Origin of the sequence: Borrelia hermsii DAH, assembly GCF_023035675.1 — a bacterium.
Taxonomy (GTDB): Bacteria; Spirochaetota; Spirochaetia; order Borreliales; family Borreliaceae; genus Borrelia; species Borrelia hermsii.
Genome location: NZ_CP073140.1, coordinates 49,643 through 65,480, shown reverse-complemented (window position 1 = coordinate 65,480; position 15,838 = coordinate 49,643). Strand labels below are relative to the sequence as shown.

The following is a 15,838-nucleotide window of genomic DNA, read 5'->3' as shown; positions in this document are numbered from 1 at the left end:
TCATATCTCCTTTTCACCTAAAATTTGATTCTGTTCTTCATTTGGAAGCATGATCCCTAAATTAGCTATAGAAATTCCCTTGGTAGTCTTAAATCCTTCAAAATTATTCTTAAGCACAATCTCAACCGGACGTGGTGGATTATGCATACTCTCATAGAGTGCTGAATTATCCCTATTATTCTCTATATCAACTCCCATATCCACTACCCTACTTTTCTCTAAAGTAGCAAGCATACTTTCCCTAGCACGGTCTTTTAGATAAGCTTCATCTTCCCTAGCCTTTCTTAAACGCTCTTCCCTTTCTTTAGCTTCACGTTCAAACAACTTACTCAAATATTCTTCCCTTCTCTTTATTGCAAGCCTGCGTTTTTCTTCTCTCTCCCTTTCTATTCTTTCTGCCTCTTCAGGTTTCAATTGATTTGTTATCTCTTTTGCTTTAATATCGGAAGCCTTTTTCCTAACTCGTATATGCCCGCCATAAGTCTCTTTAGGAACACAATTAAACTTATACTTATTTGGGTACCAATCTCTAAATCTTCCCTCCCATATGAGCTCATAATCGCTAATCACGCCATCTTTACGCCTCATCATCATCCATACTTTGTATTTATACCTATTGCTAAATTGCTTTAGGAAATGCTCTAAAATGTCTTTAATATGGTATTCACCTTTATACTCAATGATCGCTGTCTCTAGATTGATTAATGCATTTATGTAAGTTACATCATTATTACTTCATTCTTTACTGCATTAATCGAAATATCGTTATTAACAGCATTATCGGATTCAGCAATAACTTGAAAAAAAATATCAACACCACTTACAGACCCAATTGATGCACTAGATGCTGCGGTTTGCGCTTCTTCAGCACCATTAGATTTCTCAACAATAAACAAAGCTTGCAAATTGATTTTTACTCATTCTATGCGGTCTCAGTAACTTCTGTGATTCCTCTTCCCCTTTCTTTAGAACTACCCAACTATTTCTTTGATTCCTTTAATAAGTGCCGTTTACGATTTCGGTATCTACAGGTTGAAAGTCCTGGTTTAAAATCCTTTACCTGCCCAATATTATAGCTTAATACCAAAAATAAAGTCATTATCATTGCACTTATTCTCTTCCTCATTTTTTTCCGTGCCTCCTTTTAATTTATGCATTACCCTCAACGTCAGAACTATCGTTAGCAAATAATTTGCCTTAAATGACTTTATATTTTTAGTATTTACCCTTAACTAGTTAGTAGTACCTTTAGGGGCGCTCTGTTCAGGAGTTATAGGAGTATCATTAGCATTAATTTTCATTGCTTCTTTAACTGTTTTAAGGCCTGCGTCAATTGTTTTCCTTATTGCAATAGTTAATGTATCTAATGCCTTAATAACAGCACTTACTGCTGCACCTTTAACTGCAGCAGCAACATCAGCATCACTACTATTAGCAAATTTACCACCTTTAGCCATTGATCTTAAGGCTATTCCTCCTGCCATAACCGCATCTTTTGCATTATTGACAGCAGCAACAGCATTATCAGAAGCAAACAACTTCCCCACACCATCATTATTTCCTGCGCTACCATCTTCGGCTTTATTCACATCCCCCACCTCAGGATTTCCTACATCTTTAAGTACTACATCTACTATACTTTTAATGCCTTTTACTAGTTTATCAACATCTCCAACAACTCCACCGTTATTCTGAACAGCAACATTACCAATTGGGTCGCTAGCATCTCCAATAGCCTCACTAACGGTTTTAGCCACATCAATTATCTTATCAAGTGTTTCACTAATTAGTTTGTTAACAGCGGTCTCTGTTTCAGCTGCATTAGGATTTCCTTCACTCTTCATGTCAGTAACAATTTTATTAAGCTTGTCCTTAGTGCCTTGTATAGTATCTTGTACTGTCTTAAAATAAGCTCCAACATCAGACTTTTTTGTCTCTGTACTAAAACCTAATACCTTGGAAACTATATCTCCAAATGATGTAAACACATTTAAAAAATCATTACCTAAGTCTATTAATGACTTTAAAAATTTATTCTGAGGATCTGCCAATTAAAGAAATCTAAGTTCTCATTAAATTATAAAATAAGTTAAAATCAAGCCATAAATGTAATCTAAAAGATAAAAGTCATAAAAATAATCTAAGAAGTATAATAATGCAGTAAAACAAGTAAATATAGGAATAAAAAACAAAATAAGCTAAGAGAACAAACTCCCAGATTATTATTTATAGACTTTATTTTTCCCAGATCTTACCTTTTACCTTAATAACTTATCTTGTAATAAGATTTAACTTATTTATACCTTAACTATTAGAAGGTTTAGCAGGGGTTGTAAGCTCTTTAATCGCAGTTTCTACTGCATCATTAGCAGCCTTTAATAACTCATCTATTGCTGTGTTGAGCTTAATAAGTTCAGCGGCTCCTTTATCCTTAGTGCCATCTGTTACAAGTATGGCACTCTTTGCATGTGCATCAGTAACACCTTCTTTAGCAAGATCAGTATGCTTTGATTTTACTTGGGTTACGAATGCTTCACTTTCTTTCTTAACCATGCCAACCTTTGTCTTTAATTCATCAGAAATTCCAATAATTTGCTCTAATGATGTTAATTTAGCTTTTACAGTCAATATTACTTGAAATACCCCTGCAATTAACGATCCATTATGGTCATTCTCATCCTCAAAGTTACTATTATCATTTTTAATTTTCTTTCCAATAGCTTTAGCAAGCTCGTCAATAGACTTAACTAAAGTATGAACTTCTTTAACACTTGCTGCAAAATCACTAGCATCTTTTATCTTTTTACTTATTTTTGCCAAATCAAGCACTGTTCCATCAGGCTTAGCTACTTCGTCACTTTTAAGCTCTGGCCCTCCATTATTACAGCTTACTAATAACCATAAATAAAGTCATTGTTATTGCACTTATTCTTTTTTCTCATTTTTTTACTTTTCCCCTTTTAACTTATGCTTAGCTACACCGCTAGCCAAATAGTCCCCCTGTTTCACAGAAAGAAAAAAAGAGTTTCCATTGCAATGACTTTATATCCTTTATACTTATCCTTAACTAGTTCTTTATTTACTGCCCACTAGTTGTTGCTTCTGCAGGATTAGTTGCTTCTGCTGACTTATCTTCTTGTTTAACTGTAGCAAGAGCCTCATTTATTGTTTTTAAACCACTATCAACTGTATTCCTTATTGCTATTATAAGTGTACTTAAAGTCTTACCTACTGCACTTGCTGCCGCTCCATTTACTGCATTAGCAGATTTCTCTTCATTCTTAGCAGCAAATTTACCATCCTTTGCCATTGCTCGCAGTGCAATGCCTGCTGCTATTACTGCATCTTTCTTTGCTGTATCTTCCTTAATTTCTGTTTTATTAACAGCAGGAACAATCGCAATCTCTGCTGCATCTGTCGCTTTTTCAATTCCATTAACACTATCAGCATTAGGATTTTCTTTAGATTTAATTATAGCTTGCAATATATCAGCACCAGTCACTGAACCAATACTTGCTGCTGCTTTTGCAATATTTTCTTCTTTTGAACCATCTTTACCAGCATCATTGATAAAAAGATTGCCAATATCCTTTTTATCCTCGCCTGTTTTAGTAGCTCCTGCATCCCCCTTATCTTTTAATACCGCATCAACAATAGTCTTAATTCCTTTAACTAATGAGATCACAGAGTCCTTGTCAGCAGGACTGGCTCCATGCCCAGCAGAAGTAGCATTTCCAATTTTATCGTCACCAGTAGCCCCTTTAGCTGCTTCTTTAGCACCTGCTGCAATCTTGTCTAAGACATCTGCAACAAACTTGTCAACGACTTCCTTCACTTTTACGTAATTACCATTCTTAGCAACTTCATCTTGCAACCTCTTTTTAACTGTTGTCATAGTTTTTTCAATATCATTGAAATACTTTCCTATATCACTTTTCTTAGTATCAGCTTTAATGCCAAACGCACCCGCAACCATATCTCCAAAAGTCACAAAAACATCTAAAAACCCTTTACCTAAATTAGCTATAGATGTTAAAAACTCATTCCTTTGGATCGCTATCATTTTATTTAACCAATTTTTAAAATCTTAACCTACAATAAAAACATACTCTTAATATCACACTTGCAATTATTTATATTCAATCTTTACTCATGTAAACAATTTATATACAAATAAACATTCCCTAAATAATATCAGAAGCTAAGAGTATTACGCTCCTAGCTTCCTATTCCTTTTTGACTTTATTTCTCCCTGCTCTTACAGCTTACTTAATTAACTTATCTTACAATAACTTCCTTTATACTTGCCTAACTAGTTATTAGTACCTTTAGGGGCGCTCTGTTTAGGAGTTATAGGAGTATCATTAGCATTAATTTTCATAGCTTCTTTAACTGTTTTAAGGCCTGCGTCAATTGTTTTTCTTATCGCAACAGTTAATGTATCTAATGCCTTAGTAACTGCACTTACAGCTGCACCTTTAACTGCAGCAGCAACATCAGCATCGCTACTATTAGCAAATTTACCACCTTTAGCCATTGATCTTAAGGCTATTCCTCCTGCTATAACCGCATCTTTTGCATTATTGACAGCAGCAACAGCATTATCAGAAGCAAACAACTTCCCCACACCATCATTATTTCCTGCGCTACCATCTTCGGCTTTATTCACATCCCCCACCTCAGGATTTCCTACATCTTTAAGTACTACATCTACTATACTTTTAATGCCTTTTACTAGTTTATCAACATCTCCAACAACTCCACCGTTATTCTGAACAGCAACATTACCAATTGGGTCGCTAGCATCTCCAATAGCCTCACTAACGGTTTTAGCCACATCAATTATCTTATCAAGTGTTTCACTAATTAGTTTGTTAACAGCGGTCTCTGTTTCAGCTGCATTAGGATTTCCTTCACTCTTCATGTCAGTAACAATTTTATTAAGCTTGTCCTTAGTGCCTTGTATAGTATCTTGTACTGTCTTAAAATAAGCTCCAACATCAGACTTTTTTGTCTCTGTACTAAAACCTAATACCTTGGAAACTATATCTCCAAATGATGTAAACACATTTAAAAAATCATTACCTAAGTCTATTACTGACTTTAAAAACTTACTCTGAGGATCTTCCGCAACCCCACCGCTATTACAGCCTACTAATACCATAAATAAAGTCATTATTATTGCACTTATTCTTTTTCTCATTTTTTTCCTTATTGCTCAGGAGAGATATATAAAACATAAAAGGAAAACCGCTCCCTTAAATACAGAGAAATAGTTTTCCTAAAATGACTTTATTATTTAGATTATTTAATTAGATAACTTATTTAGTAACAGTAGGTTGAGTAGTACTAGCTTCAGTCGATTCAGTAGTAGTTTCAGAGTACTGTATTCCCTTAACAGCTTCTCTTATCTTATCTAAATTGATTGCTACTGGTTTCCTAATTATAAAATTAAGTACTCCTAATACCTTATTTACAGCACTTACAGCTGCTGCTTTAACTGCTTCAGCATCTGCATTATCAGCTCTAAATTTACCACCCTTAGTCATAGCCTTAAGAGCAACAGCTGCTGCTAGGTCAGCATTGGTTTTTGCACCATAGTTATTATCATTAGCATTAGCATTAGCAGCAGCTAGTGTTCCGGTTTCATTATTATTGCTTTGAGCAAGGGTAGCAGGATCAGTAGCGGTAGCATTCTTAATCTTATCAATCATAGCCCATGGATCAGCTTTAGATACTTCAGCTGCTAACTTATCACCAGCTCCAGCTCCTGCAGCTGCATTATTATGACCACCCAGTACAGCAGGGGCAGCGGTATTAGCAGCAGCTGTTACCTGCCCACCAGCATCTCCAGGTTTGATTGATATGCCAGACTTTCCTGCTTCTGCAATAATTGTTTGAATTCCCCCAATAATGGCTTCAACTCCAGCCTTTTCAGCACCAGCAGCAGCATTATTATCATTATGACCAATTGAGTTATCATCTTTAGTTGCATCAGCAAGTTTAGTTAGAGCAGCAATTAGTTGTTCAAAGACATCATTTGCACCTTTAATTGCACTCTTAACAGCTTCAATTGTGCTGCTATTAGCATTCTTTGCTTCAGATATTTTACTTGATAGCTCTTTTAACTTATCCTTAATAGTTGTAAGTCCATCTCCTATTTTCTTAAAGTGTTCACCTACCTTACTTTTCTTGTCACCAGATTTAACTGCATTAAATCCTAATGCATCACCTATTGCATTTCCAAAAATTCCAAATATATCTTGAAATCCTTGGCCTATCTTCACTAATGAATCAAAGAAAGAATTTCTAGATTCAGCAGCCAATTTAGCTTCTCATTTTTCATTACAACAATATAGAAGGCATCTGAGACGCATCTCTAAGATTGCCTTCTACTCTTACTTTTAAGTAATTAATCTAACTATCTATCTTATTACTGACCTGTTGCTTTTGGGGCTCTTGCTTTATCTACTTCCTGCTTTACTTTTTCAAGAACATTCTTTATTGTCTTTTTAATTATATCTTCTACTGCTACTAATAATTTATTTGCCGCTGTGATCCCTACTCCTTGTACTTCTTTCCCCCCTCCTGTAGCATTATCTCCTGCTCCTGATGCTAGTTTACCACCTTTAACTAATGAACGTAATGCTATCCCTCCTGATACTGCTGCTGCTTTTGGTGTATCAGCATTTGATAGGTTATTACTTGATCCTCCTTTTGCAAATGACACCGCACTTGTATCTCCATCTGCATTACCTCCTACTCCTGTATCCGCATCACCTTCTTTTGATTTAACTATTGAGTCTAGCATTTCATTTCCACTTACTGTTGCTAGTATTGCTGCTGCTTTTCCTGCATCCCCTGCGCCTGGATTATTACCACTTGTAGATAATATTTTAGCTCCTTCCTTATTATCTGCATCACCTACTTTTAATGTTGTATTTCCTCCTTTTGGCTCTGGAACACCTGCTCCCTTTGCTGCTTTTACTATTTCTTGCAATGCTTTAAGGGATTTCTTTAATTCAACATCAGCTGCTGCTGTTCCTACACCTTGAGCATTATGTGCATGACCTACTACATTGACATCACCTATTCCTTTTAAAGACTCTACGTTTATCTTTAATGACTCCAATACACCCTTAGCACTATCAATCGACTTATTTAATTCTGATTCATTTCCTTCTTTCCCTGATTGTTTATCAGACTGATCAGTTTGGCCTGAAATTGCTGACAATTCTCCTATAGCTTTCTCTATTCCTTCTGCTAATTTCTTATAATAGTTCCCTACATCTTGTTTCTTTGTATCTTTAGTTACAGTAAAACCTAAAGCATCTGAAACTAACTCTAAAAATGAATAAAAAGCATTCTCAGCACTTCTACCTACATCCATTAGAACTTCACTTAAACTTCTTCCTCCTGTACCTGCCTGCTGCGTCATCCTTCCCTGCATCTGATTGCTGACCACAACAAATAAATAGAAAACTACAAATATAACAATACTTATTAAGACTTGATTTGTGATTTTTAAAGAATTCTTTATACTATTAGGCCCATGTACAATCAGAGGGCAGGTAAAACAAAAGGAGAACAATTCTTATGAAGAGAAGAGTTTTCCTCAAATGACTTTATTTAGTTATGTTTATTAATAATTTTTTATTGTTGCTGTCCACTAGCTGTTGCGCCTGTAGGGGTAGTAACTTCTAAAGATTTATATTTCTTGTTTAACAGCTGCTAGTACTTCATTTATTGTTTTTAATCCACTATCAACTGTATTGCTTATTGCTATTATAAGTGTACCGAGTGTCTTACCTACTGCACTTACTGCTACTCCATTTACTGCATTAGCAGATTTCTCTTCATCCTTAACAGCGAATTTACCATCTTTAGCCATTGCTCGCAGTGCAATGCCAGCTGCTATAACCGCATCCTTCTTTGCTAATTCTTTAATCTCTTTCTTGTCATTAACAGCCTTAGCAACAGCAATCTCTGCTGCATCTTTGGCTGCATTAATACCCTCAGTAGCATTTTCAACAGGATTTTCCTTAGATGTAGTTATAGCTTTAAGAATATCAGCTCCGGTCACTACACCAATGCTAGCCGCTGCCTTTGCAATATTTTCTTCTTTAGAATCATCTTTTTTCCCATCAAACAACTTGCCAATATCTTTTTTATCATCTTCTGCTGTTTTAGTAGCACCTGCATCACCCTTATCTTTTAATACCACACCAACAATAGTCTTAATTCCTTTAACTAATGAGATCACAGAGTCCTTGTCAGCAGGGCTGGCTCCATGCCCAGCAGAAGTAGCATTACCAATCTTATCTTCTCCTGTAGCACCTTTGGCTGCTTCCTTTGCTCCTGCTGCAATCTTATCTAATGTATCAGTAATAAACTTGTCAACAACTGTTTTCACTTTTACATAATTACCATTCGTAGCAACTTCACCTTGTAATTTCTTTTTAACTGATGTCATAGTTTTTTCAATATCAGCGAAATACTTACCAATATCACTTTTCTTAGTATCAGCCTTAATGCCAAAAGCTCCAGTAACCATATCTCCAAAAGTCACAAAAACATCTAAAAATCCTTTCCCTAAATTAGCTATAGATGTTAAATACACAGTTTTAGGCTCCTCTGCAACCCCACCGCTATTACAGCTTACTAATACCATAAATAAAATCATTATTATTACACTTATTCTTTTTCTCATTTTATTCCTTATTACTCAGGAGAGCTATATAAAACATAAAAGGAAAACAGTTCTCATAAAGAGAAGAGTTTGCCTAAAATGACTTTATTATTTAGATTATTTAATTAGATAACTTATTTAGTAACAGTAGGTTGAGTAGCACTAGCTTCAGTTGATTCAGTAGTAGTTTCAGAGTACTGTATTCCCTTAACAGCTTCTCTTATCTTATCTAAATTGATTGCTACTGGTTTCCTAATTATAAAATCAAGTACTCCTAATACCTTATTTACTGCACTTACTGCTGCTGCTTTAACTGCTCCTGCATCTGCAACAGCAGCACTAAATTTACCACCTTTAGTAATTGACTTAAGAACAACAGCTGCTACTAGGGCAGCATTACTTTTAGCACCAGCATTAGCAGAAGCATTATTATTAGAAGCGGCTAATGTCCCAGCATCTTTCTCACCAGCATCAAGTTGAATACCATCAGCAGCCTTAGCATTTTTAATTTTATCAATTATTGCCCATGGATCAGCTTTAGATACTTCAAATGCTAGCTTATCACCAGCTCCTTGAGTAGCCTTGGCAGTATTACCTCCAAGAACAGCAAGAGCATCGGTAGTATTAGCTGCAGTAGCTATTGGATCGCCAGCATTTCCATATTCAATCTTTACACCAGACTTTTCTGCTGCTCCAATAATATCTTTAACTCCTGCAATAATAGCTTCAACCCCAGTCTTTTCAGCAGCACCAGGAACAGCATCAGCATTATCACCAATATTAGTATCACCAGCTTCTTTAGCAGTATCAGCAAGTTTAGTTAGGGCAGTAATTAGTTGTTCAAAGACATCACTAGCACTGTTAATTGCACTCTTAACAGCTTCAATTGTGCTGCTATTAGCATTTTTTGCTTCAGATATTTTATTTGATAGCTCTTTTAACTTATCCTTAGTAGTTGTAAGTCCATCTCCTATTTTCTTAAAGTGTTCACCTACTTTACTTTTCTTGTCACCAGATTTAACTGCATTAAATCCTAATGCATCACCTATTGCATTTCCAAAAATTCCAAATATATCTTGAAACCCATGTCCTATCTTAACTAATGAATCAAAGAAAGAAATTTTAGATTCAGCAACAAGTTTCTCAGCTTGAAGTTGTCCACTCCCACAGCTAAGAAGTAAAAATAAAATCATAAGCATACTTATATTTAACTTATTAATTATTGCACTTATTCTTTTCCTCATTTTTTCCGTGCTTCCTTTTAACTTATGCATTACCTTCAGCATAAGCACTATCGTTGGCTAATAGTTTCCTGTGCATAAAACAAGAAAAGAATTTCCCTTAAGTGACTTTATTTTTCCTGACTCTTACCTTTTACTTAATAACTTATCTTGTAATAACTACTTAAATTATTTATTCCCTTAGTTAATACTTAACGGGAGCTTGTTGGCTTAGCAAGGGTTGTAAGCTCTGCGATTACAGCTTCTACCGCCTCATTAGCAACCTTTAACAACTCACCTATTGATTTGTTAAGTTTAACAAGTTCAGCACCACCTTTTTCTCCAGCAGGAGTATTTACTTGATCTATAGCCTTTTTTACATGCTCATCTGTAGCCTCTGCTTTAGAAATATTAGAATCTGCTTTTACTTTATCCACAAATTCTTTACATCTACTCTTAGAATCAGCAATCTTTCCTTTTAGCTCTTCAGAAATTTCAGGCGTGTTCCCTAATTTTTCCAATTTAACTTTCACAGTCAACATTACTTGAAATGCTCCTGCAACTAACTCTCCATTCTTATTATTTTTACCATTATCCACTTCAAGGTCTTCGGAATTTTGCTTAATTTTCTTACCAATAGCTTTAGCAAGCTCATCTATTGATTTAACTAAAGTATGAACTTCTTTAACACTTGCTACAAAAGTACTAGCATCTTTTATTTTTTTACTTACTTTTGCTTAATCAATTACTATCCCATCAGATTTAGTTGCTTGACCTTGCTCTGCTGGTCCTGCACTACCATAAGATATAAAAAAATAAATCATTATTATTGTACTTAATTTATTTCTTTCCAACATCTATCCCAATTTCCCTTTTGCTGCCCTTACCACACATTTAGCTTACTTTTAAAGTATTAATTATTTGATTACAATAAAAACATACTCTTAATATCACACTTGCAATTATTTATATTCAATCTTTACTCATATAAACAATTTTATATACAAATAAACATTCCCTAAATAACATTAGAAGCTAAGAGCATTACGCTCCTAGCTTCCTATTTCTTTTTGACTTTATTTTTCCCTGCTCTTACAGCTTACTTAATAACTTATCTTATAATAACTTCTTATTTTTCATTACAACAATATAGAAGGCATCTGAGACGCATCTCTAAGATTGCCTTCTACTCTTACTTTTAAGTAATTAATCTAACTATCTATCTTATTGCTGACCTGTTGCTTTTGGAGCTCTTGCTTTATCTATTTTTTCTTTTGCTTTCTCAAGAACATTCTTTACTGTCTTCTTAATTAGATCTTCTACTGATACTAATAACTTATTTGCTGCAATTACTCCTGCTGCTTGTACTGCTTTTTCACTATTATCATTATGTGAAGCTAATTTACCATCTTTAACTAAGGAACGTAGTGCTATTCCTCCTGCTACTGCTGCTGCTTTTGGTGTATTTGCATTTGATAGGTTGTCCTTTGTTCCTCCTTTTGCAAAACTCATCGCAGTTGTAGTTCCATCTGCAGCTGCTCCTAGTGCTTGATCACCTTCTTTTGACGCAACTATTGATGCTAGTATTTCCTCTCCACTTACTGCCGATACTATTAATGATGCTTTTTCTCCTACTGCTGCCCCTGGTTTATCTATAGCTAATACCTTAGCACCATCCTTATTATCTACCCCATTTACTGTCAATGTTGTATTCCCTGCTTTTGGTGCTAAAACACCTGCATCTGTTGCTGCCTTTACTATTGACTGCAATGCATTAAGGAATTTATTCAATCCATCATCAGCTGGTTTGATTCCTTGTTGATCATTTTCTGCCCAACCTACTACTTTGTCATCACCTATCCCTTTTAAGGATTCTAAATGCCCTTTTAATGTACTTAAAGTAGTCTTAGCTGTATCAACTGCGGCTCTAATTGCTACAGCTATTGGTCCATCTTTAGCTCCTTCTACTTCTGACTTTTTTGCTACTTCTTCTAATTCATCTGATGCTTTTCCAAGCTTACCACCTAGGCTGTTAAAATAACCTCCCACTTCATTCTTCTTTGTATCTTTAGTCACTCTTAAGCCTAATGTATCTGAGACTAAAGCCATAAATGAATAAAAAGCATTCTCAGCACTTTTTCCCACTTCCATTAGTACTTCACTTAAACTTCTTCCCCCTGTAGCTGCTGCTGCGCCATCCTTCCCTGCTTCTACTGCCTGTTGTCCACATCCTATCATTAGAACAACTATCATCATCATTATACTTATATTTAACTTATTAATTATTGCACTTATTCTTTTTCTCATTTTTTTACGTGCCTCCTTTTTTTCTCAGAAAGGATTAGATAGTTAAAAACCTTTGATAAGCATAAAAACAAAAACTAAAAGCATTATATACTTTAACATTTCAGAGATTAAACATAATAAAACAACTAATCTACTAATTGTATCTAACAAATAATTAAATTATTTTTGTAAAAAAATGAAGAAAAAAAATAATTGACAGAAAATCAATTAAATAATGGCTAATTAAATAAATTTACTTTACTAATAATGACATTAATGCTAAGAATATTCCTATATTAAGCGTGATAAGAGTTCCAAACATCCAATTATGTAATCTTGATGTACTTTTAAGTTCCATTGTGTTAGTGTCTATTTTGTTATCAAGGTCTTTAATATCAGATTTTAATTCATTTCTAACGTTATCAATCTTGTTATCTAGTTCAGTAAATTTAGTATCAATCTTGTTATCTAGTTCAATTTTGACTGCTTTAATCTCAGCTTGCAAGCTTGACTCTACCTTTTCAAGCTTAAGATGAAAGTTATTCTCTGCAGAATTAATCTTATCTTCTAATCGCTTCTCAATACCACTTATCCTATCTTCTAACCTATCAAATTTAACATTAAAATTATTCTCTAAATACTCAATATCTTTGTAAGTAAGCTCATTACGATAATATCTGTAAGACAGATCAGTAGCAATATCTCTATCAATACCAGCTTTAGTAAGTTCTGCTATAACCATTTGTTGTGTAATTACTGGTTGTGCAAGTCCCATAAAATCTCCTTATTTGATTATTATATAATATTTTACATGTTATAGGAACCTTATTTTGGTAAAACGTGCTTTAAGAGAACGTATACCTGAAGTTAAGAGTAAATATGCTGCTGATAGGCTATCTAATGAATCATCAGCACTCTTTCCATCTCCTTTGTACTTATAAATATCAGCAATAGCTGACTTGCTTGAATAGTCCATAATACTAAGTTTAGATGTCGCAAATGGCTCTATTAACGTAACAATTCTAGCAAATTTATTACTTATAGGTTTAATTGACGCAATTCTAAACTTATGACTCATACCTTCTCTAAGTTTAAAAAAGGTTTTAGTCACATTCCCATGCCCAGAAATGTTATCCCTATCTTCAACATATAGCATTAGACCGATTTCCTTTAGTTTATAAAAAATCTCAAATGCGATCTTAACACCAATCTGTTATTAAAAGATTCTATCAGTACTCTTAAGATCTGAATTATTACAAGATATAAGTAAAAATAAAGTTACAAATAAGCAATTTAAGTTCTCATTAAGTCATAAAATAAGTTAAAAGCAAGCCATAAATGTAATCTCAAAGATGAAAGTAATTAAAGTAATCCACAAAATATAATAATGTAGTAAAACAAGTAAAAATAGAATTAAACAACATAATAAGCTAAGAGAACAAACTCCTAGCTTATTATTTATAGACTTTATTTTTTCCAGTTACTGACCTAAGAATTAAAAACTAATCTTATAATAACTACTTAACTTATTTATCCTTAGTTAAGGCTTAGCAGGGGTTGTAAGCTCAGTAATTGCAGCGTCTACTGCTGAGTTTTAGCGGCCTTTAATAATGCATCAATTGCTGTGTTAAACTTAATAAGCTCAGCAACCCCTTTATCTCCACTAGCATCACTCTTATCTATGGCTTTTTTGCATCATCAGTCGCACCTTCTTTACCAAGCTTCAGTATGCTTTGATTTCACTTTATCTAAGAATTCCCTACTTGCGGTCTTAGAACTAATAACCTTTGCCTTAAGTGCATCAGAAAGTTCAACTGTATCTTATAAAGACTTCAATTTAATTTCTACAGTCAATATTACTTGAAACACCCCTGAAATTAAAGAACCATTATGAACACCATCAGCACCAAATTGATCAGAATTTTGTTGAATTTTCTTACCAATAGCTTTAGCCAGCTCATCAATGGACTTAACTAAAGCATGAACTTCTTTAACATCTTTTGCAAAAGCGACAACATCTTTTATTTTTGTACTTATTTTTGCCAAATTAAGTGCTGTTCCATCAGGCTTAGCTACTTCCTCACTTTTAAGCTCTGGACCTCCATTATTACATGATATTAATACCATCAATAAAGTCATTATTATTGCACTTATTCTTTTTCTCATTTCCGTGCCTCCTTATTATCCTTCTCTATAAGTGAAGAAGGGACTAAATAGCCAAAAAGCTTTTTTAATCTACTAAAGTGCAAAAAATAATAATTTTTACAAAAACAATGAGTACTCATAAGAACTCACACAGCACTAGAAGAAATGCTATATATTATTTCAATCATAAAGATAAGAAAATTTACATGAGTAAACTTATAAGATTCATATTTTGTAGCACATTATTCTTGTATTATTGCAAAGGATATAAATAAGCATATTACCTACTGAAACTCAGCTACATAGTAGCTCTAAGGGAGCTCTGGATAATTTACAAAAGAAAACCGATAAAGCAATAAAAAAGAAGGTTATTACTCTAACTATTGATGAGCAACAAAAGTTTGATTCACTTAGGAACGCATTTGAGAAAGTAATTGATAAACTACTTTCTCAAGTTGGTAAATGTAAAGACAATAAAAATAAGTGCACAGGTTTTTTTAACTGGCTTTCAAAAGATACACAAAAACAAAAAGAATTGGCTAATGCTTTTACTACTGCCTATAATTTCTTAGAAGATAAAAAACAAAAAAAGCAAGTAATAAGACTTTTAATACTTATATAAGTGATACTATTGATTGTAAAGTCAATAAAAATGGCAATGGTACTAACGAAATAAAGCAGTTCTTTAGAGGTATTCTAAACGACATATTTACTAAAGACAATAGTGAAGAGATGTTTGAATGTCTTAAAAAAAGAGCCTCTATGTACTGATGACAACAGCCAACATTTATATGGACTTAAAATTGGCAATAAAAACAAGATAATCAAAAATCAATATAAATATAAGGGGATTTGTTATGAAAAAAATAAATTTTGTTTTAATAATTTTATTACTACTAATTTAGTAGTTGCGGTCAAGATAACAATAAGAACAAAGGAATTAAAAGCAGATTTAAAAGAGACGACTTAAGGGAACAAGCACAAGAAAAACCAAAAACACCTGAGGAAGCATTAAGAGACAAGTTAAGTGATAACCAAAAACAAGGATTAAACTTCTTAAAAGGGGCTTTGGGTGATGATAATGATTTTGAAAAATTTTTAAGTTTTGATGAATCTAAGATAAAGTTTGCACTAGATCATATGCAGAGTGAGCTTGCAAAATGTACAGGTGACAATGCTAGCCAGCAAAAGGAAACTTTTAAACAAATAGTAAAAGGTTCATTTGAAGGTAATAGTAATGATTTAGATAAATTTAAAGAACAAGCATCAAGCACTTGTGGAACAGGTGGATAAATAAGATCCATAACACAAAATTCAGCTGCTGTTTTGGAAAAAATTAAGAAAGCGTATTTAAAAAATAAAGATTTAAGAGAGAGTGAAGCAAGCAAAAACAAGAACAAAGCAAATAAATAGAAATTCTCACAAAAGAATTAGATAAAGAAATAAATTAAACTGATTACAAAAATGTTAGAAGAAGAGAAAAAAGTTAAGTCATGGT

The 15,838-nt window shown here is 33.7% G+C and carries 15 protein-coding genes and 6 pseudogenes; 4 read left to right on the top strand and 17 right to left on the bottom strand.

Going from position 1 to position 15,838, the window contains the following annotated elements:
- From bhDAH_RS05525 to bhDAH_RS05450, 17 genes and pseudogenes are all read right to left on the bottom strand, one after another.
- Positions 1–681: a hypothetical protein gene (locus bhDAH_RS05525; protein ID WP_236842431.1), complete on the bottom strand. Its 681-nt coding sequence runs from the start codon at positions 679–681 to the stop codon at positions 1–3.
- 38 nt (positions 682–719) lie between these two features.
- Positions 720–905, bottom strand: a complete 186-nt coding sequence (locus tag bhDAH_RS05520) for a hypothetical protein (protein WP_043924578.1) — start codon at positions 903–905, stop codon at positions 720–722.
- 74 nt (positions 906–979) lie between these two features.
- Entirely contained in the window at positions 980–1,126 is a 147-nt protein-coding gene (locus bhDAH_RS05515; RefSeq protein WP_154645713.1) for a hypothetical protein, read from the bottom strand.
- Positions 1,127–1,232: 106 nt separating this feature from the next.
- A pseudogene (locus bhDAH_RS05510) lies at positions 1,233–2,039 on the bottom strand (variable large family protein); the annotation flags it as partial.
- A 265-nt stretch (positions 2,040–2,304) separates the two neighbouring features.
- Positions 2,305–2,829, bottom strand: coding sequence for a Vsp/OspC family lipoprotein (locus tag bhDAH_RS05505; protein ID WP_144033223.1), 525 nt, complete (start codon positions 2,827–2,829; stop codon positions 2,305–2,307).
- Positions 2,818–2,914, bottom strand: a pseudogene (locus bhDAH_RS07735) (Vsp/OspC family lipoprotein); the annotation flags it as partial. The pseudogene bhDAH_RS07735 and the gene bhDAH_RS05505, both read right to left, overlap by 12 nt.
- Positions 2,915–3,079: 165 nt before the next feature.
- A pseudogene (locus bhDAH_RS05500) lies at positions 3,080–4,039 on the bottom strand (variable large family protein); the annotation flags it as partial.
- A 273-nt stretch (positions 4,040–4,312) separates the two neighbouring features.
- A complete protein-coding gene (locus bhDAH_RS05495) occupies positions 4,313–5,203 on the bottom strand; it encodes a variable large family protein (RefSeq protein ID WP_015633315.1) in 891 nt (296 codons plus the stop codon).
- Positions 5,204–5,321: 118 nt separating this feature from the next.
- Positions 5,322–6,329, bottom strand: a pseudogene (locus bhDAH_RS05490) (variable large family protein); the annotation flags it as partial.
- A gap of 104 nt (positions 6,330–6,433) precedes the next feature.
- Entirely contained in the window at positions 6,434–7,522 is a 1,089-nt protein-coding gene (locus bhDAH_RS05485) for a variable large family protein (protein WP_417852131.1), read from the bottom strand.
- 131 nt (positions 7,523–7,653) lie between these two features.
- A pseudogene (locus tag bhDAH_RS05480) lies at positions 7,654–8,710 on the bottom strand (variable large family protein).
- Positions 8,711–8,823: 113 nt separating this feature from the next.
- Positions 8,824–9,933 carry a variable large family protein gene (locus bhDAH_RS05475; protein ID WP_043924574.1) on the bottom strand — a complete coding sequence of 370 codons (1,110 nt, stop codon included), beginning with the start codon at positions 9,931–9,933 and terminating at the stop codon, positions 8,824–8,826.
- A 188-nt stretch (positions 9,934–10,121) separates the two neighbouring features.
- Positions 10,122–10,628, bottom strand: coding sequence for a Vsp/OspC family lipoprotein (locus tag bhDAH_RS05470; RefSeq protein ID WP_236842432.1), 507 nt, complete (start codon positions 10,626–10,628; stop codon positions 10,122–10,124).
- Positions 10,629–11,133: 505 nt separating this feature from the next.
- Positions 11,134–12,216, bottom strand: coding sequence for a variable large family protein (locus bhDAH_RS05465; RefSeq protein ID WP_015633313.1), 1,083 nt, complete (start codon positions 12,214–12,216; stop codon positions 11,134–11,136).
- A 232-nt stretch (positions 12,217–12,448) separates the two neighbouring features.
- Complete coding sequence (bdr, locus tag bhDAH_RS05460) at positions 12,449–12,970, bottom strand: Bdr family repetitive protein (protein WP_015633312.1); 522 nt, start codon at positions 12,968–12,970, stop codon at positions 12,449–12,451.
- Positions 12,971–13,009: 39 nt separating this feature from the next.
- Positions 13,010–13,351 carry a hypothetical protein gene (locus bhDAH_RS05455; protein WP_043924573.1) on the bottom strand — a complete coding sequence of 114 codons (342 nt, stop codon included), beginning with the start codon at positions 13,349–13,351 and terminating at the stop codon, positions 13,010–13,012.
- Between the two features lie 425 nt (positions 13,352–13,776).
- Positions 13,777–14,322: pseudogene (locus tag bhDAH_RS05450) on the bottom strand (Vsp/OspC family lipoprotein).
- 289 nt (positions 14,323–14,611) lie between these two features.
- Here bhDAH_RS05450 and bhDAH_RS05445 point away from each other — a divergent pair.
- Genes bhDAH_RS05445 through bhDAH_RS05435 form a run of 4 tightly spaced genes read left to right on the top strand, consistent with a single transcriptional unit; the run spans position 14,612 to position 15,633 of the window.
- Positions 14,612–14,962, top strand: coding sequence for an Mlp family lipoprotein (locus bhDAH_RS05445; protein ID WP_338069940.1), 351 nt, complete (start codon positions 14,612–14,614; stop codon positions 14,960–14,962).
- Positions 14,959–15,111: an Mlp family lipoprotein gene (locus bhDAH_RS05440; protein ID WP_338069939.1), complete on the top strand. Its 153-nt coding sequence runs from the start codon at positions 14,959–14,961 to the stop codon at positions 15,109–15,111. Before bhDAH_RS05445 ends, bhDAH_RS05440 begins: the two co-directional genes overlap by 4 nt.
- On the top strand, positions 15,065–15,310 hold the full coding sequence (locus tag bhDAH_RS07620; RefSeq protein ID WP_335340392.1) for a hypothetical protein: 246 nt from the start codon (positions 15,065–15,067) through the stop codon (positions 15,308–15,310). Before bhDAH_RS05440 ends, bhDAH_RS07620 begins: the two co-directional genes overlap by 47 nt.
- Positions 15,280–15,633: an Mlp family lipoprotein gene (locus bhDAH_RS05435; RefSeq protein WP_335340393.1), complete on the top strand. Its 354-nt coding sequence runs from the start codon at positions 15,280–15,282 to the stop codon at positions 15,631–15,633. Before bhDAH_RS07620 ends, bhDAH_RS05435 begins: the two co-directional genes overlap by 31 nt.
- The last annotated feature ends 205 nt before the right edge of the window (positions 15,634–15,838 follow it).